Below are 22,478 nucleotides of genomic sequence, written 5' to 3'. Positions count from 1 at the left end.
AGTCGCATCGCGTTGACGCCCCGGCCCCTCGCCGAGGCCAGTCGTTTCCCGGATGCCGTGCCGGCGTGCCCGTCGCGGAAGCGGACTACACTGCGTGGCAGGTATGGGGATCAGGGAGCGCAAGGTGGCGAATGCATCTTCCATTACGATCCGGTCCGGCGAGCTGGTTGCGCTGCGACTGTTCGACATTGCCTATGCGATCGATCTTCCCGGCGCCGAAGCGGCATGGCTTGCGCACGTCGGCGGGGCGAGCAGTCGCAGCCGGCTGATCAATACGCCGCCCAAGGCGCTGGCCTTCGACGTGCCGCCGCTGCAACTGCTGATGGAACCGCTCCCGTTGATGCTGGATGGCGTGGCGGTGACGGCGCAGGCCAGCGTGCGGCTCTATGACTTCGGGGTGGCTGCGCTGGCCGTGCGCGTGGCCGTGGTCGATGCCGCCTGGTCGCGGTTCGTGGCGCAATTCAACGCGCTCGACCGCGCGGTGGGACCGTCGTCGCCCGCCGGGTTCTGGACGGCGCTGCGCGACCAGGTGTGTGCCGTGATCGCTCCCGCGCTGGATCGTCCCGCGGCGGATACGGCGTTGCAGGAGGACTATCTGCTCGGCAAGGTGTTCACGCTTGATGAGCCGCTCGATGCGGCCGCACTGCGCGAACGGGTGGACCTGACCGGACTGCTGTCGGGCGAGACGCGTCCGCTGTCCGACGGCGCGCGCCGCGATCTGCTGACGCACAGTTACTCCTACTATGCCGACGACCTTGTCGTGCTGACCTGGGATCGGGCGTTCATCTACGAGCCGCGCGGGGATTCGGACGTGGCCGACGTGATCGAGGTGGCCAACGCGCAGCTGGTCGAGTTCCGCTATTACGACGCGTTGCTGGATGACGAGTTGCCGCGGATGTACGACCGCGTCAAGGAAGCGCGCGGCGCGGTGTCGCTGCTGGCGGCGCGTCGCTTCGCCCACCTCGCACGCGGCCTGTACATGCTGGTGGCGGAGGCCACCGAGTTGACCGAGAAAGTCGACAACGCCCTGCAGGTCACCGAGGACGTCTACCTGGCGCGGGTCTACAGCGCCGCCCTGGGGCTGTTCCGCGTGCCCTCGTTGAGTGCGTCGGTCGACCGCAAGCTGGCGATCATCCGGGATACCTATGCGGCGCTGTACGAAGAGGCCTCCAGCCGGCGCGCCGAATTGCTGGAGATCGCCATCGTGCTGCTGATCGTGCTCGAGGTGCTGTTGAGCCTGCTGCGGCACTAGCCCCTTGACGGGAACAGGCGATCAGGTCGGGCATCGATCCGGCACGAGAAAAGCAGAGGCGTCCTGGAAAGCCGGGACGGAGACAGCTGAATCGTATTGGCTGCCGCGGCCCCATGGCCCGGGCGGATCATGACAGCGGGCACCGCCGCCGGCGCTCTTTTCCCCGGTGATGGGCGCCCGAAGCCGGCTGCCTTGCGCTGCGCCTTTCATCGATCAGCTTGGGCCTCTTGCGCGCGATATTTACCGTCGTCGTGGTCGCCGGATTCAGCGTGTTCAACCCGGACCAGCGCCGGACGCGCGTGGTCTGTGCGGGTGCGGTCGCCGCGTACCGGTTGTGGAGCAGGGGAGACACAGGGGACGGATTGTTCCTGCTGCGTACTCTTTCCGACTTCGCGGCTGATGATGTTGATGGCGTTGATGAGGGGCGTGACTTATCGGCACCTCATTGCGGCTCCCGTGGATTGCTGCGAGGCCCCGGTGGGTGGCCCCCCGCGGCATCGGATGAGTCGGCAGGACCGATCTGTTTGCGCAGGCGACGCCACTCCCACAGCAGATAAGCCGCCGGAATCACCAGCATGGTCAGGATCAGCGCACTGACCATGCCGCCGACCATGGGGGCGGCGATGCGGCGCATGACCTCCGAGCCCGTGCCGCCACCGAACATCACCGGCAGCAGGCCGGCGATGATCGCCACCGCGGTCATCGCGATCGGCCGCAGGCGCAGCAAGGCACCATCGCGCACGGCGTCGCGCACGCCCTCGAAGCTCGACGAGCTGCCCGTGGCCTTGCATTGCTCAAGATAGACGCCCACCGACTGATTGAGATAGACCACCAGCACCACGCCGATTTCGGTGGTGACGCCTGCCAGAGCGATGAAGCCGACTGCCACGGCCACGGACAGATTGTAGCCGAGCAGGTGCAGCAGCCAGACGCTGCCGGCCAGCGCCAGCGGCAGCGTGCCCAGGATGATCAGGACATGGGCGACATTGCGGAACGCCAGGTACAGCAACAACGCGATGAGGGCGATGGTCAGCGGCAGCACCAGCGCCAGATTCCGGTTCGCCTTCTGGATGTATTCGTATTGCCCCGACCAGGTCAGCGAATAGCCGGTCGGCAATTTGACCTGTTGCGCGACCAGCTTCTGCGCCTCGGCAACGTATGAGCCGACGTCGCGGCCGGCGATGTCGACATAGGTCCAGCCGGTGAGCCGGGCCGCCTCGCTCTTGATCATCGGCGGACCGTCCCCGATCGCGATTTCGGCCACGTCGCCCAGCACCACGTGCCCGCCGCGGGCGGTGACGATCGGCAGTTGCCGCAGGCTCGCCACCGAATTGCGCCAGTCACTGGGGTAACGCAGGTTGACCGGGTAACGCTCCAGTCCCTCCACCGTCTCGGTGACGTTCATGCCGCCGATCGCGGTGCGCACCACGTCCTGCACGTCGCTGATGTTGAGGCCGAGCCGAGCCGCCCGGCCGCGGTCGATGTCGATGTTGATGTAGCGGCCACCGGCCGCCGGCCGTTCGGAGTACACCGACAGCGTGCCGCGCACCTGCGGCAGGATTTTCTCCAGCTGCGCCCCGACGCCCTGGATCACCTGCAGATCGGGTCCGCCGACCTTGATCCCCACCGGCGTCTTGATGCCGGTGGAGAGCATGTCGATGCGCGTCTTGATCGGCATCACCCAGGCATTGGTCAAGCCCGGCAACTGCACCCGCTGCTCCAGCTCCCGGCGGATGTCGGCCCGGGTGATGCCGGGACGCCACTCGGATGGCGGCTTGAACTGGATCACTGTTTCGTCCATCGACAGCGGCGCCGGATCGGTGGCGGTCTGTGCACGGCCCATCTTGCCGAAGGCGGATTTCACTTCCGGCACGCTCATGATCAGCTTGTCGGTCTGCTGCAGCAGCTGCTGGGCCTTGCCGGCGGAGACGCCGGGGCGAACCGACGGCATGTACATCAGGTCGCCCTCGTCCAGCGGCGGCATGAATTCCGAGCCGAGCCGGCTGGCTGGCCAGAGGCTGATCAGTACCACCACCACGCTGGCCAGCACGACCAGCCACGGTTTGCGCACCACGCCGTTCACCAGTGGACGGTAGAGTCCGGTCAGCAGACGGTTGACCGGATTGGCGTGTTCCGGGGTGATGCGGCCACGGATGAAATAGCCCATCAGCACCGGCACCAGGGTGATCGCCAGTATCGCCGCCGCGGCCATCGAATACGTCTTGGTGTACGCCAGCGGCTTGAACATGCGGCCGGCCTGTTCGCCCAGCGTGAATACCGGCATGAACGACACCGCGATGATCAGCAGCGAGAAGAACAGCGGCGGGCCGACCTCGACCGTGGCGTCGGCCACCATCCGCCATCGGTTGGCCGCGGTGACCGGCTCCCGCTCCATGTGCTTGTGCAGGTTCTCGATCATCACGATCGCGCCGTCGACCATCGCGCCGATCGCGATCGCGATGCCGCCCAGCGACATGATGTTGGCATTCAGTCCCTGCAGTCGCATCACGATGAACGCCATCAGGATGCCGATCGGCAGGCTGACCACCGCCACCATCGCCGAGCGGAAATGGAACAGGAACACGAGGCAGACCAGGGTCACCACCAGGAATTCCTCGAACAGCTTCCCGCGCAGGTTGCTGATGGCGGAGCGGATCAGCTGCGAGCGGTCGTAGGTGGGCACGATCCGCACGCCGGCCGGCAGACCGCCTTTCAGGGAGGCCAGCCTGGCCTTGACCCCATCGATGACCTTTTGCGCGTTCTCGCCGTAACGCATCACGATGACCCCGCCGACCGCCTCGCCCTGGCCATCCAGATCGGTGACGCCACGGCGGATCTGCGGGCCGATCCGCACGTCGGCCACGTCCTTGAGCTGCACCGGGATGCCGTTGCTGTCGGTCAGCAACGGCACTTGCAGCAGATCCTTGATGCCCTCGAGGTAGCCGCTGGCGCGCACCATATACTCTGCTTCCGCCAGCTCGACCACGGCGCCGCCGGTTTCCTGGTTGGCGTGCTGGATCGCCGATTTCACCTGCGCCAGGGTCAGGCCGTAGGCGCGCAGCTTGTCCGGGTTCACCACCACCTGGTACTGCTTCACCATGCCGCCGACCGTGGCCACTTCGGCCACGCCCGGCACGGTCTGCAGCTGGTACTTCAGGAACCAGTCCTGCAGGCTGGTCAGCTGGGCCAGGTCGTGGTCGCCGGTCTCGTCCACCAGTGCGTATTCGTAGACCCAACCCACCCCGGTGGCATCCGGACCCAGGCTCGGGCGGGCATCGCCCGGCAGGCTGGCGGCCACCTGATCGAGGTACTCCAGCACCCGCGAGCGGGCCCAGTAGAGGTCGGTGCCGTCCTTGAAGATCACGTAGACGTACGAATCGCCGAAGAACGAATAGCCGCGCACCACCGTCGCGCCCGGCACCGCCAGCATCGCCGTTTCCAGCGGATAGGTGACCTGGTCCTGCACCACCTGCGGGGCCTGCCCGGGATAAGGCGTCTTGATGATCACCTGGATGTCGGAAAGGTCGGGGATCGCGTCCACTGGCGTGTGCTGTATCGAATACAGGCCGGCGAGGACAACGAAAGCCAATGCCAGCAGCACGGCACCACGGTTGCGCAACGACCAGCGGATGATGGCGGCGATCATTGTGGCTGTGCCCCGTTGTCGCGCGTCCCGGCTGGCATCGACTGGCCCGACTTGTCCATGCCGGCCATGCCCGAAGCGGCCCGGGTTTGCCCGGTGGTTCCCTTCCCCGCGGAATGGGGTGGTTCCTGACAACCGGGCCGACCCGCGCCCAGGCGCAGTGCGGCGGCATCGATGTTGGCTTCGGAATCGAGCATGAACTGCGCCGAAGTCACCACGTGCTGGCCTGCTCGCAAACCCTTGAGGATTTCCACCTTGTCGCCGGATGTGATCCCGGCTTCCACCGGACAGACGTCGAAGCGACCGTCGCCGAGCGCCACGATCACTCGCTGGCCATGACCCGTGCGAATGAGCGCCTGATCGGGAATGAAAAGAGCATTTTGTTGCGGGGTCGCCTGCAGCGTCACATGGGCGTACATGTTGGGTTGCAGACGCCTGTCGGCGTTCGCGAAGCGAAGCCGGGCCTTGACCGTGCGGGTCATGCTGCTGATATCCGGATAGACGTAATCGACCACGCCATTCCAGTGCTGGCCGGGAAACGCGTCGAAATCGGCAACCGCCTTCTGGCCCACATGCAACAGCGCCGCCTGGCTTTGGTCTATTTCCGCGAGCACCCACACCGTGCTCAGGTCGGCCAGCGTCATGACCTGGGTCGCCGGCATCACGTAGCCGCCTTCGTGCACGCCAAGACTGGTCACGACCCCCGAAGATTCGGCATACCGCGATACACGCTCGCTGGCCTTGCGGGTGCGTTTGAGCTGGGCAATCTGTGCATTGCTGAAGCCCAGTGATCGCAGCCGTTCCTGGGACGCGGCGATCAGCGATGGACTACCGCTGGCCAAAGCGACCAGGTACTCGCGCGCGGCCGTCGCCAGCTTGGGGGAAAACAACTGGTAAAGCAGCTGACCCCGCTTGATCGACTCACCCACGTTCTTGACCGCCAGTTTTTCCACCCAACCATCGGCGCGGGTATTGATGCTGGTGATCGTGTCTTCGTCGTAACCGACGTATCCGACCAGCTCAAGGCGATGGGAGAACATGCCCTGTTCGACCTCGGATGTACGTACGCCGAGGTTGTTGACCACGTCCGGGGATATCTTCACGTCGGCAGGTTCGGCGGAACTACCTTCATCAGCGTAGACGGGCACCAGATCCATCCCCATGGGCGATTTTCCTGGCCTGTCGCTGTGAAAGCTGGGGGTCATGGGCCCCTTCCAGTAAAGAATCTTGCGTTCCGGCGTCGCAGTCGCCGAGCGGGAGGCCTTGTCGGAATTTTCCGCCGAGTGCTCGCGCTTGCCGAGAAAAAAGCCGGACACGAGCGCAAGCAGCGCGACAATGACGGCGAAGGGAATCCATCTTGATGTTTTCATGGCGTCGTATTTCGCGAAGTGGCAGGCAGCGGGGAGGGCCAGATCGCACCGCCCGTCTGATAGTTGAGGGAGGCCAGCTGGGTATAGAAATCCGCACGCGCGCGCGCCAGCTCCAGTTCGGCCATCAGGTACTGCTGCTGGGCGGTGATCAGTTTCAGGAAATCGCCCGTACCCGAACCATTGCTGTAGTCGGCCTCGGCTGCCTGCATGTTGAGCCTGATCAACGGCAGCATCTTGCCGTTGTAAAGCTGGATAGTGGCGACCGCCTGGACCGCGGTCGCGCGAGTCTGCTCGAGATTGCTCAGTAACTGGTTGCGCGCATCGGCCCGTCTTGCTTCGCTCTCGTGCAGGCGTGCATTGGCCTCGCTCACCTCGCCGCGATGGTTGCCGCCGAACGGAATGTTGATCGCGACACCGACCGTCAGTCGCTTGGCCGGCATGTCCATCAGGCTGTTGTAGCCGGCCAGCAGGCTGACGTGCGGCAGGGCGTTCTTGTGCGCCAGATCGACCTGGCCACGGCTCGCGTCGACACGTGCATCGAGGCTCCGCAGCATCGGGTAACGCGCCAGCGCCGCATCCTGGAGTGCGGCGGAAGTCGGCAGCGGCGCCTCCCGCGGCAGCTCGACCGGCGCGGGCACGGCGGTGTCCGGATCGAGGTTCTGCAGGGTGTTGATCTTCGCCTGTACCGTGCGTTGCAGGCGCTTGAGTTCCAAGGCCTGGTTCTGCAGGCGAACCAATCCCACTTCCGCCTGCAGGACGTCCTGTTGCGGCGATTGCCCGGAGGCGTAGGCCGCTTCCGCAACTCCACGCAGATGCGTCACCAACCGCGTGTTCTCGGCATTGATGGCGAGCGCGCGATGCACGTAATACCACTGGGCGTAATCCGCTCGTGCCAGCGCGGTCAGCCGCAGGCGCAGGTCGGCCACCTGCTGGTCGGCCGACTCCGCTTCGGCCGTCGCCACTCGAGTACGCAAATCCAGGGTGCCCGGCCAGGGGAAACGCTGGCTGATCTGCACGTTCTGGTTGAGTCCCTGACGCGGGCCGCCTGCCGTGTCGGGTGCCACCGCATAGCTGACCATCGGGTCATCCAGCGCGCCGGCGGACTCGATCCGGGCGCCGGCCGCATCGGCAGCGGCCTGCATCGCCTCGATGCCCGGGTTGCGTTGCAGCACGTGCTGCACCAGCACGTCGGCCGAGAGCCCTGCGGCAGATGTCTGTGCCGCGCCTTCGGGAGGGCTGCTGCCCCTGGCGGGGCGCACGGCAACGGTGGCTTCGACATGAGCCATCGGCACCATCGCCGTGACTCCCGCCAGGAGCACAGCAAGCGCCGGCGTCTGCAAACGCCGGATAGAAAAAATCGACAACATGAGTGAACACTCCCGCCATCTTGCGAAGTTCGCCGCACCCTCACGGGCGCGAGCCCGACACGATGAAGATGGCGAGTGCTAGATCAGCAGGGAGCAGAACAACAATCTGAGCGGGGGGCGAAAGACATGCCCCTGATCCACCGAGGCAAACGACGCCCCGGTGCGTGGCAACATGACGACGGCCAGGGCGACCGGCGCCAGCGGCGGAAGCAGCGAGCCCGGCACGTTCGGCGATCGTGCATCGGACTGGACCGGGGTGCCCCCTGTGCAGTGCTGGGCACACATGAGCCGGTCGGCATGCCCCGGCATGCCACTCATGCAGGCCGGCTGCGACGCCGACGTTTCGGCTGCAACCATGTCGGGCACGGACATGGCGCAGGCGCTTGCCGCCAATGCCATCTGCTGCCACAGCAACACCACCACCACCAACCAGAACAGGTAGTGGCGCGGTGTGCGAGGCATGTGGAAGGTCCGTGGCATATGAGAAAGCTTATTCCGCGATATCGCCGTTCGTCTTGACCTCGATCAAGGCCGGGGCATCCGTATCGAAGCGGTCTGAGTGCACTTTCCCCTCCACTGGATCCCCACACAAGTCGACCCTGACCCAGGGGGGCGCCGCAACCAGGAATTGCCCGCATGCACCATGTCTGTGCTTCTACGCATTTGAGCACCAGGCGGCGCGATCGGGCAGGTGAGCGGACCGATCGGGAATCGGGACGCGCCGACCCGGATCGGAGCTGGCAGGACGGCTCGGTCCGCAGCTCCAGTCCGAATCGTGTCGAGCGCGCCGGGAGCACGTTTCCCAGCGGACCCGGCTCCGCTGCGTCGCTACCGATTGATGATCTTCGGATCGCACGGGATCGAGCAGTCGGCCTTGGTCGAGTCGTCCACCATCACTTTGTAGCTGGCCGTCTGCACGGCATCATTCGTGTCGTGAATCACCCCGCTGGTCGGGGCGCTGCCCGACCAGGAAAGCTGGTCATTGTCGTCTCCCTCGAACATGACGTCGCCAAAGGTGTAGCGTCGATTGCTTGGCGATGCGTCATTCAGCTTGAGCACGATGGTGACTTTTCCGCGTTTGGTGAATATCACGTCGCCACCCCTGCCGCTGCCACCGGAATACCTGTAGCTGTAGGTCATGCCGCAGGCGTCGACGTCGGTGTAACCATCCGGGCCATTCGAAGGCGTGTCACGCACGCTCAGGTTGATGATCGGACTGCCCTGCGCGAATGCACTTCCCATGGAGGAACCGATCAGGACTGCTGCCGTCAGGATGATCTTTTTCATGGCGCGTCTCCCTATGTCGTCGTGGTGGCTTGGTGGTGGAACATCGATGAGGTGGTTCATTCCCTCGTGTCATTTCAGGTAACCGGTCTGGCCCCGGGAGGCCATCGCATCGTGCGGACGGGGGTCTGCACGCCATTCATCTTTCGCTCTTCAAGCCGCTCTCGGGTCCTGCCCCGGGCCACGGCATCGACGGCACATAGCCGAAGCCAGTCAGTTGCGCCTGGACTCGCGTACCTTCGGCCGGGTCCCCGGCAAGCAGCGAAAGGCGTGCCCAGGGGTCGAGCACGCGCCAGTAGCGCGAGCCATGCACCCGCGGTGTCAGCAGCCGGCGGGCAGCGCTGAAATGGGCGGTTGCATCGGCCGGCCGGCCGGCATCGGTCGCGGCCATGCCGATCAGCACCTCGGCCAGTGCATGGCGGCCCACCGCCTCGGGAGAATCGAGCGGCGACTGGCCCTGGGACTGCGCCTGCAAGGCATTGGCGGCGGCGAGGGTGGAGGCGTGATCGCCGCCTTGCAAGGCCAGCATGGCGCGCAACGTCAGTACGTCGATGATGTCCCTGCGGACGAACCGATTGGCGCTCTTGACATGGGCCACGGCGTCCATCAGCGGCTGCGCCAGCGCCAGGTCGTCGCGAGCCGACGCCGGCTTGCCCCCGGCCATGCGCGCCACGGCCCGCAGCGTGAGCGCATGCAAATGCGTTTCGGCCCAGTCCTTGTTGGCCGGGTCGCCGGCCGTGAGCCGGCGCATGCGCCCCACCGCATCCGAGGCGACGGCTTCAGCCCGGGCGTAATCGCCCAGGATCCGCAACCGTTCGGATTGCATCGTCTCGGCAATCGACAATTGCGCCTGCCAATTCGGATCGCTGGGCTGCGAGGCCACCAGATCCTGCAGCATTCCCGATTTCGTGGCGGCCAGCACCAGGGCCTGCTGGAGATGCCCGGACTGCTCCTCCACGTTGCCCTGCCATGAGATCTGATCGGCGACCTCCATGAGCAGCTGCGGGTCGTCGGGTGTCCTGGCAAGAATCGTCTCGAGCATGCCGAGCGAGCGCAGGAAACCTTCGCTCGCCTGTTGCAGCTGCCCCCGATCGAGTTCCAGCACGGCGAGATTGCTGTCCCCATACGCCAGCTCGTGCTGCCATTCGACCCGCTTGGGATCCATCGCATACACCGTCCGGCAGGTATCGCGGTAACGGGTCAGCCACGTCTGCGCGGCCTCGAGATCGCGACTTTGCCAATAGACGTAACCCACCCAGTATTCCGCCTGGCCCCGGTCGAACAGACGATCCCCGTTTCCCGGATGCCTGTCGGCCAATGCCTTGCTGCGCCGGTAGGCATTCTTGAAGCTGGCCAGCGCCTCCGGGTAGCGCGCCTGGCGCAATCGAACCTGGCCGATCTGGGTCAGCGCCTGCGCCTGCTGTGTCAGGACTTCATCGTTGAGATCGCGTGGATCGAGGCTGGCGAAATAGCCCAGGAGCTTGTCACTGACGCTGTCCATCGACGCGACCTGGCTGCTGTCATCAAGCTTCTGGCGCAAGTCGCCCAGCATGTATCCGAGCAGGCTCTCGGCCTGCATCTGGCGACGCTGTGCATCGTTGCGCGCGATCCATGCCATGCCCGCCAGCGCCAGCGCGATGGTCATGCCGGTCATCGATGCCGCCACGATCGCCAGCATGCGTCGATGTCGCCTTTGTGCCTCACGTTTTCGGAGCTTGTCGAGATCGATGCCGAGCAAGCCGGCGAGCAGCTTGAGCCGAGCCAGGCCCTTGCCATCCTGGCCCGGCCGGATGTCGGCGGCAATCGGCTCGGCGGAGCGTTGACCGAGTCGACCGTCGGGTTCGATTTCGAACCGCAAGGCCGGAGGAAAACATTCGCGTGCGTCGCCGGCATTCGGTTCGCCGGCAACGATCAGGCAGTAGATGCGATCACTGCGGCCAAGTCGCTTGAACGCCAGGATTTCTTCGTTGACCCAGTGCGAACACGCCGCATCCGGCGAGCAGATGACCAGCAACGCCTCCGACTCGGCCAGCGCCTGTTGCAGTCGCTCCCCCAGCGCACCGGCACTGGCGAGCTCTTCGCGATCGCGAAAGATGGGCTGCAGCCGATCCGGCACCGTACCGAACTCGCCCATGCTGCCGCGCAGGAATTTCGGGACGCGGTAGCCTTCCAGGCTGCGATGGAGCCAGCCTGCCACCGGTGCATCGCTGTGGCTATAGCTGATGAACGCGCGGTAGCGTCCGGCCGCGTTCATGCACGACAGCCCGCTATCAATCTGGGCATGACTGCGCTCAACTCCTCAAGACACGACGCAAAGCCGCTCAGTGCTTTCGCATCGCCATCGCCCTGGTGGCTCGAATCCGTGTTGGCCCACCGAGATTGTCATCGCCCCTGACGATCGGTACATCATCCTCACGCTGCGGTGGTTTTGCAATGGCATACCCAATTCCAGTTCGACCCGGGATGTCGTGCAGATCGCCGGTGGCGGCGCACTGCTTTCATCGACCGAAGCGCACCTCGTGGTCCAGGCAGCGGGAAACCGGGCTTCGCCATGCGTTCGATGCCGCCACACGATGGAGCGGGAGGCCTCGACGGCCGTCGGCCGGGAAGATGTCAGGGCTGCTCGGCTGAAGGAGCCCGATACACCTCGCAATCGAAACCGGTACCCGCGCGCTTGCAGATGGTGAACAGGATGCTGCGACCGTCGGGTGTCCATTTCGGCGCGGTGCCACGACCGTCGGATTCGGCCACCAGCCTGACGCCGGAACCGTCGGCCGCCATGACGTAGATCTTGTAGACCTGTGGCCCACCCGCGCGATTGGAGGCGAAGGCGATGTGCTGCCCATCCGGCGACCACGCGGGCCAGCCGTCGAATGCCGGATTGCGGGTCAGGTTTGCCGCGTGGCTGCCGTCGCTGTCGGCAACGAACACCTCGGAATTCGTCTCGCCGAGCATGCGGCGAAACACGATGTGCCGGCCATCCGGCGACAGGTTCGGGTAAGTATTCACGCCGCCACTGATCACCGGCCTGATCGCGCCGGTCGCGACATCGGCTGCGTAGATTTCCGATGTGTTCTTCTTCGGCGGGTGCAGGTCGTCGTCGGTGCAGTAGAACAACTGTTTCGAATCGCGCGACCAGCTCGGATGAATGGCCCGTCGCGAGGTCGGCGAGATACGCACGAGGTGATGGCCGTCCGGATCGATGGTGACGATGGTTTCACCGCCGCCCTGTCTGGACACCAGCGCGATGCGTCGGCCATCCGGCGACCAGGCGGGGTCTTCGTGATCCCACGCGCCGTGCGTGATCTGCACCGCATGGGATCCGTTCAGTGCCGTGATGAACAATTGTTCCTTGCCTTCGACCATGCCGATCACCACCATGCGCCGGCCATCCGGCGCGGGCGATGGGTCGAACAGGTTGCCGGTCGTCATCCGGACTGCCTTCGGTGTCGGTGTCGCTGCCGGTGAGGCCAGGACCGTACCCAGCAGCAGAACGAACACCACCCGTTTCGCTTTCATGTCGATGCCTCACCAAGGAAGCCGCACGGAGGTTGCGGGTGGATTATTGCGCCAAGGGAGCGCAAGGAGCGGGATGAACCCTCCTGGGTTTGATGGCTACGGACCCGGCGGGTTGCTCATCGCTTTCCGCCGGGGCTGCCGACCGGCAGCGACGTCTCCCTTCGTTCCGCCGACGTCGCTGCTGTCGTTCTACCTTCGCTGATGCACGGGACTCGGAGGCCCTGACCGAACTCCATGGGGCGGGCGCACAATGAAGGGCGCCCGGCGTTCGCGGTCAACTCGCGCGGCAGGTCGGCGTCAGCGCATTGCCGCTAGCGCTGGCGCTTGGCTGCATACATCGCGCGGTCGGCGTGCGCGAGCAGGACGGCCGGGTCGCTTCCGTCCTCCGGAAAGCAGGCGATCCCGACGCTGGCATCCAGCCGGAACAGACCGTCGGGCAGCACGTAGGGTGGACTCAGACGGGCGCGCAGGCCATCGGCGACTCCGCCGGCTGCCGCTGCATTGCGGCAGCCGGGCAGCAACACGACAAACTCGTCACCACCCACGCGAGCGACGAGGTCGCCCTGCCGAAGGCCTTGCTGCAGGCGTTTTGCGACCTCGCGCAACACATGGTCGCCGGCGTCGTGCCCGCCGCGATCGTTGGCACCCTTGAAGCCGTCAAGATCCAGGTAGAGCACGGCCAGGCCCTCATCCGCCTGCATCGCATGCGCGATGGCGGATTGCAGCGCTCCCTGCAGCCGGTGGCGGTTGGGCAATCCGGTCAACGGATCGTGGCTCGCGCGGTGCTCGAGTTCGCGCTCGACGCGGCGCAGCTCGGTCACCTCGCGGCCCACCCCGATGCGCACGCCGTGGTCGGGCAGCCAGTGGGCCGACCACTGGATGTCCAGGCTGTGACCGTTCTTGTGGACGTAGCGATTGCGGAAATGGCGCTGCAGCGCGCCGGTCATCACCTGTTCGGCCTGCTGCACGGTCGCGGCGCGGTCATCGGGATGGACCAGTTCGAATATTGGCCGGCCAAGCACCTCCTCGGGGGTGTAGCCGAAGATGCGCTCGAAGCTCGCATTGACGAGCAGGAAACAGCCCTCGGCATCGACGACGCAGATCGCATCGGGGATCAGGTCGAGCATTTCAGCGAGGGGAGGCAGCTTGGTGATCATGGTATTCCCGGATTCTTGGCGCCCGGTCGTTGTGCTGTGCAGGTGCAGTTCCCGCATGGTAGCCCCTTGGGGAGCAAGGGGAGATCGGGGTCATCCGGCACCGGCTTTGGGACGGGCAGGGGCTTGATTGGCCGGCATGACCCGCGGGTCGCTATGCGCGACAACGACAATCTGGCATGGCGTAACCGTCCGCCTCTGCCTGAAATTGCCTTGGCGTATCTCCGGGCTTTATGGTTGGGAAGCGATTACCATCGGTCAGGGGGACGAGTATGAATGTGGCAAACGCTGAAGAGCGCGAGATGACGGGGCTTTCAACCGGCGGCGCCGATCTCGCTGCGGGTCCTGCCAAAGGTTCCTACAAGCTCTGGATCGAAAAGCCGGTGGGCAGGTTCTGTGTCGGCTTTTTCGTGTTTGTGTTTGCCGAAGTGCTCGTGCTGGTCACGCTGCACTGGATCTTTCACATCATTTGACGGGGCAGCCTCCGAACGATTCGGTCGGGTGGATTCAGATTTCCGTCGGTGACGCGATCGCCGGGCTCGCGTCTGCGCGCTTCGTCCACTCCGTGACGTTCACGCCTTTCAGCATCAGCCACAGGGCGAACGACGGCTCCGCGATGAGGCAGGGCAGCAGGATCGCCGGGAAGATCCCGCCTTCGAACGCGGGGGCAGGCAGCAGGGCAAAGCTGTTGATCGGGTAGCAGGCTGCCGCGAGCTGCATCGGTGCGCCGATGAGCCTCGCCAGGTAGTTCGACTTGCGGATCGGAGCGCCGGTATTGCCTCCGCACGACGTCGGCGTAAAGTGCCGGCTACCGGCCGGCGCCCCCGACCCACAGTGGATTACCCATGGGAGCTCGTCATGAAGATTCGTATCCCCCGTCGTTGGGCCGGCCTGTGCCTGCTGTTCGCCATCGCCTCGGCCTGGGCGACAGAGCCCGGCAGCATGATGAAGATGAGCACCACGGTGCACATGCAGATGGCCGGACTGCCGGCCATGCCGACGACGACGCATACGAGCGAGGTGTGCAGTCCGGCCAAATTGCCCGATCCGGAGCAGTGGATGCAGCACCGCAAGGATTGCGCCGTCAGTAACGTGCGGCACAGTGGTGGCACCGTGAGCTACCACATGCAATGCAGCGGGGCGATGTCGATGAGCGGGGACGGAAAGTTCCACATGTCGGCCAACGGGGATGTGCATGGTTCGTTCCACATGGTCGGTCTGGAACGGGGGCACTCGATCACCCTGGACTCGCAGATCGAGGGCGAACGCGTGGGTGCCTGTGACTACACCCCGCCGGCAATGCGGGGCTGAGTCATGTGGCGGGGTTGCCGCAGCGGCACGCGCGATGACGCCGAGGCGGCGCGCTTCGCCAGTGGGTGGGAGCGTGTTCGCCGGTGGTGGGCCCGCACGGATATCCAAGCCACTCACCATCGACAACGGAAATACTTCCCGTGGCCTGCGGGTGCGGGTCGTTCTGATGGCAGGCTCGACACGCTAGCCGGCAGCGACGCTGATCCGTTCGGCGCAGTTGCAGGCTGACCGGGCGGCAGCCGCTGCTGCCAGTCTCATTGCAGGAGAAAGTCGATGACGCAACACTCCACCAGGCCGCAGCATCCCGAACTGGACACATCGTTCATCGAGCAGCAACGCCTGCGACTGCAGGCCTTGCGCGACGAATTGCTCGGCAGTGAACGGCGGACCATTGCCGCCGATCGCACGCACGAGGAAGAGCATCCCTCCGAAGCTGCCGAATTCGAGGACGACGCGCAGGACATGGCGCGGCGCGAAGTCGACCAGGCCCTTCATGACGTGAATGACAGACGGATCAGACATATCGAGCGGGCACTGCAGAAGATCGACGACGGTACTTACGGCTTTTCCGACGAAAGCGGTCAGCCGATCGCCCGGGCGAGACTGGAGTCCACACCCGAGGCGATTTTCACCATCGAGGAGGAGCGCAAACGCGAAGCGGGTGGCTGACCGGCCTGGCCCGGATTCATCCGACGTTGCCCCACGCGAGCTCGCGCTGACGCCGTATTCCATGTCGATGCCCGCAGCGGGAGGCACGCGAGGGTCGCTTCGTTCGAAGTCACGGCGTTCCCGGTGCAACTTCGGCGGCCTTGATCGAGCCGATGGCCAGCGTCTCGCCTGCATGGTCGGTATCGATGCGGGTCGTTCCGGGGTATTCGACAACTCAAGACAAGCGCGAGGACATCACCATGAAAAAGCCCACCAGAAAATCCGCCGCGGCGAAGGGCGCCACGCTCAAAGGGAAGCAGCATGCACCGCTGGCAACCCCGACCGACCTGGACGCCCGCGCGACTCGCGACATCTCCGGCGTCATGAACGCGATCCTCGCCGACGTGTTCGCGCTCTACCTCAAGACCAAGAATTTCCATTGGCACATGAGCGGCCCGCACTTCCGGGACTATCACCTGATGCTGGACGAGCAGGCCGACCAGCTGTTCGCCATGACCGACCCGATCGCCGAGCGGATACGCAAGGTGGGTGGCGACACACTGCGTTCGATCGGCCACATCGCGCGGCTCCAGCGCGTGTCCGACAATGACGCGGAGTACGTCGAGCCGTCGGACATGCTGGCCGAGCTGCGCGAGGACAACAAGACCCTGGCGGCGCGCCTGCGCGAGGCGCACGGTGTCTGCGACGAGCGCCACGATCTCTCCACTGCCAGCCTGATCGAGGTCTGGATCGACGAGACCGAACGGCGCACCTGGTTCCTGTTCGAGAGCAGTCGCCGCGGCGATTCCAGCGGGCATTGAGCCAGCCACGGCGTGCCGTGGCTCCGTCCATGGACGGGCTCCCTGCAAGGTGCGCCGATGAGCGGCGACCCGCCCCGGTGCGCCGTCCGCCGTTGCTGTCCGGACATCCTCTCCAGCGTCCGCGGACAGCGGGCGGGTCCCGTGGCCGAGGCAGGAAATGGCCAAGCCGTGAGCTTTTCCGTTCCTGTGTCCGGTTGGCACGGTGATTGCTCTTCCTCTCGCGAAAGCTTCATTTCCCTGCCTGAGGAGAGCCATCATGAAATTCGAGAACCTGATGCTGCAAAGCCTTTTTGCCGCCTGCCTGCTGGTGTGCGTGCTGGTCATGGGCGCCATGCTCACGTCGCATGTGATCGTGGCATGACGTCGGCGTAAAGTGTCGGGCATGCCAGCGAGGTGTGCAGTCCGGCCACGCGGCCCGATCCAGAACGGTTGATGCGGCACGGCAAGGATTGCGCCGTCAGTGACGCGCGGCACAGCGGCGGCAACGTGAGCTGCCACATGCCATGCAGCGGGGCGATGTCGATGAGCGCGGACGGACAATTCCACATGTCACCGAACGGAGACGTGCATGTGGTTCGTTCCGCATGGTTGGCGTGGAACGGAGCACTCGACCACGCCGGACTCGCAGGTCGAGGGCGAGCGAGTTGGCCAGCCCCATCCCGTGAATGGAATCGCCGGAACGGGGCCGATCAGATGGAGGTGCCCAGTCATGAAACGTCTGTTGCTTGCCGCGGGCCTGTTGCCGGGACTGTTGCCAGCCGCCGGTGCCGGGCTGTCCGGGCTGGGGCAAATGCCGATGCCGATGCACGGGCGCATGGGCGGAATGATGCATGCATCGGATGCCACGCCGACTGGCACGCCGGCTGCGCTCGATCGCCTGGGTTGCATGAACTGCCATCAGCAACATGAGGGTCTGGTGGGGCCGGCGTTTGCCTGGGTGTCCTGGCGTTACCGCGATCAACCGGACGCAAGGACCATGCTGGCCGCCTTCATCGAGCACGGTGGGCAGGGCCCCTGGTCGGGTGTGATGCCGGATCTGAATGTGCCCCCTGCCGATGCCGACGCCATCGCGGCCTGGATCCTCAGCCTGCCGCCCGAGACACCACCGCGATCTGCTGGCGGTGGTTGAGCGCAAGGGCGAAACGGAGCGGCGAGGCTGGCTGCAGTTCTTCCGAGGCGACCGCTGTGCCCTTGTCCCGCTGGTGGGTCGGAATCCGTGCATCGGTTCCAGTGCGCCGAGTCCGGATGCCGCGCTGCGCGTCCGCGGATCAGGTGTCGAGCGCGTCGGACAGCCATGCGCCGGTGGCTGCCGCATCGGAATGAAAGGCGAGGGTTGGAAACGGCTTGCCAGCGGTCCGGGCCAGCGCGAGACTGCAGCGCAACTTCCCGCACGAGCAATCGCATGAGCTTCAACCTGGCCAGGACGCGGGGCGATCAGCTGTTTCCGGTGTTCAACGTCGCCCAGCTGGATGTCATGCGCCGTTTTGCGTCGGCGTCGCCGAAACGCTTCGGGCCGAACGAGCTGCTTTACGCGGCGGGTGAACGGCAGGCTCCGGTGTTCGTCGTCACCGCCGGCGAGGTGTTGATCCGCCGCCCCCAGGCCAGTGGCAAGGACAATCTGATCGCGTTGCTGCCGGTCGGCGGCATCACCGGCGAGATCAGTCAGCTCGCGGGGCGCGCCACACTGGCCGAGGCGCGCGCCGGCACCAGCGGCTGCGAGGTGCTGACGTTCGATGGCGCCCACCTGCGTGCGCTGATCATCGGTTCGGCCGAGCTGGGCGAGATCGTGATGCGCGCGTTCATCCTGCGTCGCACGGCGCTGATCAGCGAGGGCGCCGGCTCGATCCTGGCCGGACGGGCGGGCGATCCGGCGCTGGTGCGGCTGGAACATTTCCTGTCGCGCAACGGCTATCCCTATTCGGTGCTGGATGTGGCGGGCGACGGCGAAGGCCATGCCCTGGTCGAACGTTTCGGGTTGCGGGACGACGACCTGCCGATCGTGCTGTGCCCCAACGGTGCGCTGCTCAGGCATCCGTCGGAAGTCGAGGTGGCGGCCTGCGTGGGCATCACGCCGGAACTGGATCCGCAGCGGATGTTCGACGTGGCCGTGGTCGGCGCCGGCCCGGCCGGCCTGGCCACCGCGGTGTATGCGGCGTCGGAGGGGCTGTCGGTACTGGTGCTCGATGCCCGATCGTTCGGCGGGCAGGCCGGTGCCTCGGCGCGGATCGAGAATTACCTGGGCTTTCCCACCGGCATTTCCGGCCATGCGCTGGCCGCCCGCGCGTTTGTCCAGGCGCAGAAATTCGGTGCGGAGATCGCCATCCCGGTCAGTGTCCTGGCGCTGGAGTGCGCCGGCGACCGGCGCGAACCCGACACGCCGTTCACGCTGCGCCTGGACAACGGTCAGGGCATGCGCGCACGCAGCGTGGTGGTGGCCTCGGGTGCGCGCTACCGCCGGATCGACATCGAGAACCTCGCCATGTTCGAGGGCGCGGGCGTGTCCTACTGGGCCTCGCCGGTGGAGGCAAAACTCTGCGAAGGCGAGGAGATCGCGCTGATCGGCGCCGGCAATTCGGCGGGGCAGGCGGTGGCGTTTCTCTCGCCCCGGGTGAAGCATCTGCATATGGTGGTGCGAGGCGCGGGGCTGGAAGCGTCGATGTCGCGCTATCTGATCGAGCGGATCGCCGCGTTGCCCAATGTCACCCTGCATACGCGCACCGAGGTGACCGCCTTGCGCGGCGATGCCATCAGCGGACTGGCCGGCGCCACGTTTCGCCACCGCGACGGCGGTTCGGAATGGAGCGGGCCACTGCGCCACCTGTTCCTGTTCGTGGGTGCCGAGCCGAACGCGGAATGGCTGCGGGGTTGCGACATCGAGGTCGATGCGCATGGCTTCATCTGTACCGGCCTGGCCGGCCGCGGCCCGCAATGGTCTGCGGCCAAGCGCGAGCCGCTGCCGCTGGAAACCAGCGTGCCGGGCGTGTTCGCGATCGGCGACGTGCGTGCCGGTTCGACCAAGCGCGTGGCCGCCGCGGTGGGCGAGGGTGCCCAGGTCGTCGCCGCGCTGCATCAGATCCTGGCACAGGACCAGCAACACAACGTGCGCAACGCCTGAGCGCACCGACTCGAGCCCGGCGTCGGGCGGTCTCTTGACGTCCTTGCGCGCATGGATGTTGCCGTGCGGCCGGGCGCGCCATCAGGCAAGCTGGCGCTCGACCGGTCGGCGGTCGTGGAAACGGAGATCTCGGATGGGGAAGGGCAGGCTGGAAGCGTTCAGCGATGGGGTCATCGCGATCATCATCACCATCATGGTGCTGGAGCTGAGGGTTCCGACCGGGCACTCGCTGGCATCGTTGCTGCCGCTGGCACCGGTGCTGCTCGGCTACGTGCTGAGCTTCGTGTACGTGGGCATCTACTGGAACAACCACCATCACATGCTTGCCACCAGCCACCGGATCTCGGGTGGCGCCTTGTGGGCCAACCTGCATCTGCTGTTCTGGCTGTCGCTGTTTCCGTTCACCACCGCATGGATGGGCGAAAACCATTTCGCCGCTGTGCCGACGGCGGTCTACGGTGCCGTGCTGCTGATGGCGGCGGTCGCTTACTGGATACTCCAGCAAACGCTGATGGCGGCAGAGGGACCCGGCTCGGTACTCCGGCGCGCGGTCGGGTCGGACTGGAAAGGCAGGCTCTCGCCCGTGCTTTACCTGGGCGGGATCGCGTTGACGTTCTGGCGGCCCTGGGCGGCGCAGTCGGTGTACGCGCTGGGCGCGCTGCTGTGGTTGATCCCCGACCGGCGCCTCGAGAAGGCGATCGAAGGGTCCGCCAGGGAGAGCACGGATCGCTGATCGGGCCGGCCCGGAGCGATCGGCCCGATCCGCTGCCGGCCGTTGTGGGCTACAGCCGGACCTGCTCTATTTGCGGCGCGGCAGTTTCCACTCCGGCCGGATGAAGTGGCAGGTGTAGCCGGTGGGAAACTGTTCGAGGTAATCCTGGTGTTCCGGCTCCGCTTCCCAGAAGTCGCCCGCCGGGGCCAGCTCGGTCACCACCTTGCCGGGCCACAGGCCCGAGGCATCCACGTCGGCGATGGTGTCCTCGGCCACCGCCTTCTGCTCTTCACTGGTGTAGAAGATCGCCGAACGGTAGCTGAGGCCGCGGTCGTTGCCCTGGCGATTGAGCGTGCTCGGGTCGTGGATCTGGAAGAAGAACTCCAGCAGGGTCCGGTAGCTGATCGCCTGCGGGTCGTAGGTGATCTCGATGGCCTCGGCATGCGTGCCGTGGTTGCGATAGGTGGCATGGGGCACGTCGCCGCCGGAATAGCCCACGCGCGTGGAAAGCACGCCCGGCTGGCGGCGGATCAGGTCCTGCATACCCCAGAAGCAGCCGCCGGCAAGGATGGCGCGTTCGGTGGATTCGGTCATGGAGTCAACTCCTGGAGATGGGTTTCTGATAATCGCTGATCGTTCGCCAGGCGTCGCTTTCGCCGGAATGATCCGGAGCATGGGCGCGTTGGCGTCCGGACCTACATGGGGCCAGCCGGCGGCGGCCCAAGGGAAGCTCGCCGGAGGGGAAGGGCGCGGCGTGCCTGCCGTGGACTTGCGGGCAAAAAATGCCGGACGCCGAGGCGTCCGGCATTTACGCTGGATCAGTCAGGCAGACTCATGCCAGCGCGGGTCGTGTTGCGCGACCACGCAAGCCGTCCAGGCTGTAGGCGCCGGCACCCAGTGCCACGACCTGCAGCAGGCCGCCGGCGATCGCGACGTTCTTCAGGAAATGGATCATCTGGTTCTGGTCGCCGAAATGGGCGTGGAAGGCGAACGCGGTGGCAAGCGTAAACACCGCCATGATCGCGGCCACCGCGCGGGTGCGATAACCGAGCACCAGGGCCAGGCCAAAGCCGACCTCGACCACCACGGCCAGCAGATAGGCCAGATCCGGCACGGGCAGGCCGGCCGACACGATATACGCCTTGGTGGCGGCGGGAGCGACGAGCTTGCCGAAGCCGCTGACGAGAAACAGGCCGGCCAACAGAACGCGGCCAACCAGAGCTGAGGATGAAACGGCGGAATGGTTCATGAGGAGCCTCCAGGAAAGTGATCGGTCGGCACCATGGCTGACCGTGGCGCGCACTTTAATGTCTACTCAGAAGCCGATAAACAGCCTACGATGCGTAACATCGTCGCCATTTGATTGACAATGAGCCAGCTCGAAGATATGCGCCTTTTCGTGGCCACGCTCGACACCGGCAGCTTCACGGCGGCGGCGGAGCGGCTGGGATTGTCCAAGCAGTTCATCAGCAAACGGCTGATCGCGCTGGAGGCCCAGCTGGGCGTGCGCCTGCTGGTGCGGACCACCCGCCATCTGCGGGCGACCGACCTGGGGCGCGCGTACTACGAGCAGGCGCGCACCATCCTGCAGCAGGTCGACGAACTGGAGCAGGCGATGACCGGCGCCAACCGCTCGCCGCGCGGGCGACTGCGCATCACCGCCCCGATGTCGTTCGGCACGATGCACCTCAGTCCGCTGCTGCCGAAATTCCTGGCCGAATTTCCGCAGGTGTCGGTCGAACTGGAACTCAGCGACCGCATGGTCGATCTGCTGGGCGAGGGATACGATCTGGCCGTGCGCATCGGCGAGCTGGCGGACTCCTCGCTGGTGGCGCGCCGGATTGCGCCGGTGCAACTGGTGCTGTGTTGCAGCCCCGACTATCTGAAAGGCCGCGAACCGCCACGCACGCTCGCCGAGCTGGCCGGGCACGACTGCCTGCTGTATGGGCACGGGCCCCACGTGGAATGGGCCTTCGGCGGCGAGGAGAGGAGCAAGGTGGTCACCGGTCGCTACCGCGCCAACAATGGCGAGTTGCTGCGCGACGCGGCGATCCAGGGACTGGGCATCACCCAGTCGCCCACGTTCATCGTCGCGCCCGCGCTGGCCAGCGGCGAACTGGTGACCGTGCTCGACGCCTTCCGGCCCCCTCCGGGGACGGTGCACGCGGTCTACCCGCAGCATCGCCAGTCGTCGATGCTCATCCACGTGTTCGTGGAATTTCTGCAGCGCAGCTTCGCGGCGGCGTGGCACGACGAGGGCTGAAAGACCGAATCCGTCGCGG

Annotated in this window: 20 protein-coding genes; 9 read left to right on the top strand and 11 right to left on the bottom strand. The window is 65.7% G+C overall.

What is annotated here, in order from left to right:
* The first annotated feature begins 103 nt into the window (after positions 1-103).
* On the top strand, positions 104-1,252 hold the full coding sequence (locus ACFPPA_RS09760; RefSeq protein WP_377320667.1) for a hypothetical protein: 1,149 nt from the start codon (positions 104-106) through the stop codon (positions 1,250-1,252).
* A gap of 442 nt (positions 1,253-1,694) precedes the next feature.
* Here ACFPPA_RS09760 and ACFPPA_RS09755 read toward each other — a convergent pair whose 3' ends face one another.
* The 8 genes from ACFPPA_RS09755 to ACFPPA_RS09720 all read right to left on the bottom strand — a co-directional run bounded on the left by ACFPPA_RS09755 (position 1,695) and on the right by ACFPPA_RS09720 (position 13,592).
* Positions 1,695-4,898, bottom strand: a complete 3,204-nt coding sequence (locus ACFPPA_RS09755) for an efflux RND transporter permease subunit (protein WP_377319577.1) — start codon at positions 4,896-4,898, stop codon at positions 1,695-1,697.
* Positions 4,895-6,265, bottom strand: a complete 1,371-nt coding sequence (locus ACFPPA_RS09750) for an efflux RND transporter periplasmic adaptor subunit (RefSeq protein WP_377319576.1) — start codon at positions 6,263-6,265, stop codon at positions 4,895-4,897. The genes ACFPPA_RS09755 and ACFPPA_RS09750 overlap by 4 nt, the downstream gene beginning before the upstream one ends.
* Complete coding sequence (locus tag ACFPPA_RS09745; RefSeq protein ID WP_377319575.1) at positions 6,262-7,551, bottom strand: TolC family protein; 1,290 nt, start codon at positions 7,549-7,551, stop codon at positions 6,262-6,264. Before ACFPPA_RS09745 ends, ACFPPA_RS09750 begins: the two co-directional genes overlap by 4 nt.
* Positions 7,552-7,710: 159 nt before the next feature.
* On the bottom strand, positions 7,711-8,094 hold the full coding sequence (locus ACFPPA_RS09740) for a hypothetical protein (RefSeq protein WP_377319574.1): 384 nt from the start codon (positions 8,092-8,094) through the stop codon (positions 7,711-7,713).
* A 366-nt stretch (positions 8,095-8,460) separates the two neighbouring features.
* Positions 8,461-8,979, bottom strand: coding sequence for a hypothetical protein (locus ACFPPA_RS09735; protein WP_377319573.1), 519 nt, complete (start codon positions 8,977-8,979; stop codon positions 8,461-8,463).
* A 76-nt stretch (positions 8,980-9,055) separates the two neighbouring features.
* Complete coding sequence (locus ACFPPA_RS09730; protein WP_377319572.1) at positions 9,056-11,170, bottom strand: TIR domain-containing protein; 2,115 nt, start codon at positions 11,168-11,170, stop codon at positions 9,056-9,058.
* A gap of 359 nt (positions 11,171-11,529) precedes the next feature.
* On the bottom strand, positions 11,530-12,435 hold the full coding sequence (locus ACFPPA_RS09725) for a TolB family protein (RefSeq protein WP_377319571.1): 906 nt from the start codon (positions 12,433-12,435) through the stop codon (positions 11,530-11,532).
* Positions 12,436-12,746: 311 nt separating this feature from the next.
* Positions 12,747-13,592 (bottom strand): diguanylate cyclase domain-containing protein, encoded by an 846-nt coding sequence (locus tag ACFPPA_RS09720; RefSeq protein ID WP_377319570.1) that lies wholly within the window; start codon positions 13,590-13,592, stop codon positions 12,747-12,749.
* A gap of 269 nt (positions 13,593-13,861) precedes the next feature.
* On the opposite strand from ACFPPA_RS09720, the gene ACFPPA_RS09715 reads away from it, so the two are divergent.
* Entirely contained in the window at positions 13,862-14,062 is a 201-nt protein-coding gene (locus ACFPPA_RS09715) for a hypothetical protein (RefSeq protein WP_377319569.1), read from the top strand.
* Between the two features lie 34 nt (positions 14,063-14,096).
* Here ACFPPA_RS09715 and ACFPPA_RS09710 read toward each other — a convergent pair whose 3' ends face one another.
* Positions 14,097-14,309, bottom strand: coding sequence for a hypothetical protein (locus ACFPPA_RS09710; protein WP_377319568.1), 213 nt, complete (start codon positions 14,307-14,309; stop codon positions 14,097-14,099).
* A gap of 138 nt (positions 14,310-14,447) precedes the next feature.
* Here ACFPPA_RS09710 and ACFPPA_RS09705 point away from each other — a divergent pair, with 138 nt between their 5' ends.
* The 6 genes from ACFPPA_RS09705 (at position 14,448) to ACFPPA_RS09680 (ending at position 20,217) form a co-directional block, all read left to right on the top strand.
* The gene (locus ACFPPA_RS09705; RefSeq protein ID WP_377319567.1) at positions 14,448-14,900 is read left to right on the top strand and encodes a DUF3617 domain-containing protein; all 453 of its coding nucleotides are present in this window, start codon (positions 14,448-14,450) and stop codon (positions 14,898-14,900) included.
* A 273-nt stretch (positions 14,901-15,173) separates the two neighbouring features.
* Positions 15,174-15,569, top strand: a complete 396-nt coding sequence (locus ACFPPA_RS09700; RefSeq protein WP_377319566.1) for a TraR/DksA family transcriptional regulator — start codon at positions 15,174-15,176, stop codon at positions 15,567-15,569.
* Between the two features lie 239 nt (positions 15,570-15,808).
* Entirely contained in the window at positions 15,809-16,369 is a 561-nt protein-coding gene (locus tag ACFPPA_RS09695; protein WP_377319565.1) for a Dps family protein, read from the top strand.
* A 709-nt stretch (positions 16,370-17,078) separates the two neighbouring features.
* Positions 17,079-17,498 (top strand): c-type cytochrome, encoded by a 420-nt coding sequence (locus ACFPPA_RS09690; RefSeq protein WP_377319564.1) that lies wholly within the window; start codon positions 17,079-17,081, stop codon positions 17,496-17,498.
* Between the two features lie 273 nt (positions 17,499-17,771).
* A complete protein-coding gene (locus ACFPPA_RS09685; protein ID WP_377319563.1) occupies positions 17,772-19,484 on the top strand; it encodes an FAD-dependent oxidoreductase in 1,713 nt (570 codons plus the stop codon).
* A gap of 133 nt (positions 19,485-19,617) precedes the next feature.
* Entirely contained in the window at positions 19,618-20,217 is a 600-nt protein-coding gene (locus ACFPPA_RS09680; protein ID WP_377319562.1) for a TMEM175 family protein, read from the top strand.
* 66 nt (positions 20,218-20,283) lie between these two features.
* Here ACFPPA_RS09680 and msrA read toward each other — a convergent pair whose 3' ends face one another.
* Together msrA and ACFPPA_RS09670 are read right to left on the bottom strand one after the other, a co-directional pair.
* Positions 20,284-20,790 (bottom strand): peptide-methionine (S)-S-oxide reductase MsrA, encoded by a 507-nt coding sequence (msrA, locus tag ACFPPA_RS09675; RefSeq protein ID WP_377319561.1) that lies wholly within the window; start codon positions 20,788-20,790, stop codon positions 20,284-20,286.
* Positions 20,791-21,028: 238 nt separating this feature from the next.
* Positions 21,029-21,445: a DoxX family protein gene (locus ACFPPA_RS09670; protein WP_377319560.1), complete on the bottom strand. Its 417-nt coding sequence runs from the start codon at positions 21,443-21,445 to the stop codon at positions 21,029-21,031.
* 120 nt (positions 21,446-21,565) lie between these two features.
* Here ACFPPA_RS09670 and ACFPPA_RS09665 point away from each other — a divergent pair, with 120 nt between their 5' ends.
* The gene (locus ACFPPA_RS09665; protein WP_377319559.1) at positions 21,566-22,459 is read left to right on the top strand and encodes a LysR family transcriptional regulator; all 894 of its coding nucleotides are present in this window, start codon (positions 21,566-21,568) and stop codon (positions 22,457-22,459) included.
* Positions 22,460-22,478: the final 19 nt, after the last annotated feature.

Source organism: Rhodanobacter ginsengisoli, assembly GCF_042657065.1.
GTDB classification, from domain to species: domain Bacteria; phylum Pseudomonadota; class Gammaproteobacteria; order Xanthomonadales; family Rhodanobacteraceae; genus Rhodanobacter; species Rhodanobacter ginsengisoli.
Note: the sequence above shows the minus strand (reverse complement) of the source record. Positions and strands in the feature narration are given on the sequence as shown.

What these genes read in the sequence shown, in the direction of transcription:
- ACFPPA_RS09760 (WP_377320667.1), top strand. Translation starts at nt 104, where the DNA reads ATGGGGATCAGGGAGCGCAAGGTGGCGAATGCATCTTCCATTACGATC.
- ACFPPA_RS09755 (WP_377319577.1), bottom strand. Translation starts at nt 4,898, where the DNA reads ATGATCGCCGCCATCATCCGCTGGTCGTTGCGCAACCGTGGTGCCGTG.
- ACFPPA_RS09750 (WP_377319576.1), bottom strand. Translation starts at nt 6,265, where the DNA reads ATGAAAACATCAAGATGGATTCCCTTCGCCGTCATTGTCGCGCTGCTT.
- ACFPPA_RS09745 (WP_377319575.1), bottom strand. Translation starts at nt 7,551, where the DNA reads ATGGCTCATGTCGAAGCCACCGTTGCCGTGCGCCCCGCCAGGGGCAGC.
- ACFPPA_RS09740 (WP_377319574.1), bottom strand. Translation starts at nt 8,094, where the DNA reads ATGCCTCGCACACCGCGCCACTACCTGTTCTGGTTGGTGGTGGTGGTG.
- ACFPPA_RS09735 (WP_377319573.1), bottom strand. Translation starts at nt 8,979, where the DNA reads ATGAACCACCTCATCGATGTTCCACCACCAAGCCACCACGACGACATA.
- ACFPPA_RS09730 (WP_377319572.1), bottom strand. Translation starts at nt 11,170, where the DNA reads ATGAACGCGGCCGGACGCTACCGCGCGTTCATCAGCTATAGCCACAGC.
- ACFPPA_RS09725 (WP_377319571.1), bottom strand. Translation starts at nt 12,435, where the DNA reads ATGAAAGCGAAACGGGTGGTGTTCGTTCTGCTGCTGGGTACGGTCCTG.
- ACFPPA_RS09720 (WP_377319570.1), bottom strand. Translation starts at nt 13,592, where the DNA reads ATGATCACCAAGCTGCCTCCCCTCGCTGAAATGCTCGACCTGATCCCC.
- ACFPPA_RS09715 (WP_377319569.1), top strand. Translation starts at nt 13,862, where the DNA reads ATGAATGTGGCAAACGCTGAAGAGCGCGAGATGACGGGGCTTTCAACC.
- ACFPPA_RS09710 (WP_377319568.1), bottom strand. Translation starts at nt 14,309, where the DNA reads ATGCAGCTCGCGGCAGCCTGCTACCCGATCAACAGCTTTGCCCTGCTG.
- ACFPPA_RS09705 (WP_377319567.1), top strand. Translation starts at nt 14,448, where the DNA reads ATGAAGATTCGTATCCCCCGTCGTTGGGCCGGCCTGTGCCTGCTGTTC.
- ACFPPA_RS09700 (WP_377319566.1), top strand. Translation starts at nt 15,174, where the DNA reads ATGACGCAACACTCCACCAGGCCGCAGCATCCCGAACTGGACACATCG.
- ACFPPA_RS09695 (WP_377319565.1), top strand. Translation starts at nt 15,809, where the DNA reads ATGAAAAAGCCCACCAGAAAATCCGCCGCGGCGAAGGGCGCCACGCTC.
- ACFPPA_RS09690 (WP_377319564.1), top strand. Translation starts at nt 17,079, where the DNA reads ATGAAACGTCTGTTGCTTGCCGCGGGCCTGTTGCCGGGACTGTTGCCA.
- ACFPPA_RS09685 (WP_377319563.1), top strand. Translation starts at nt 17,772, where the DNA reads ATGAGCTTCAACCTGGCCAGGACGCGGGGCGATCAGCTGTTTCCGGTG.
- ACFPPA_RS09680 (WP_377319562.1), top strand. Translation starts at nt 19,618, where the DNA reads ATGGGGAAGGGCAGGCTGGAAGCGTTCAGCGATGGGGTCATCGCGATC.
- msrA (WP_377319561.1), bottom strand. Translation starts at nt 20,790, where the DNA reads ATGACCGAATCCACCGAACGCGCCATCCTTGCCGGCGGCTGCTTCTGG.
- ACFPPA_RS09670 (WP_377319560.1), bottom strand. Translation starts at nt 21,445, where the DNA reads ATGAACCATTCCGCCGTTTCATCCTCAGCTCTGGTTGGCCGCGTTCTG.
- ACFPPA_RS09665 (WP_377319559.1), top strand. Translation starts at nt 21,566, where the DNA reads ATGAGCCAGCTCGAAGATATGCGCCTTTTCGTGGCCACGCTCGACACC.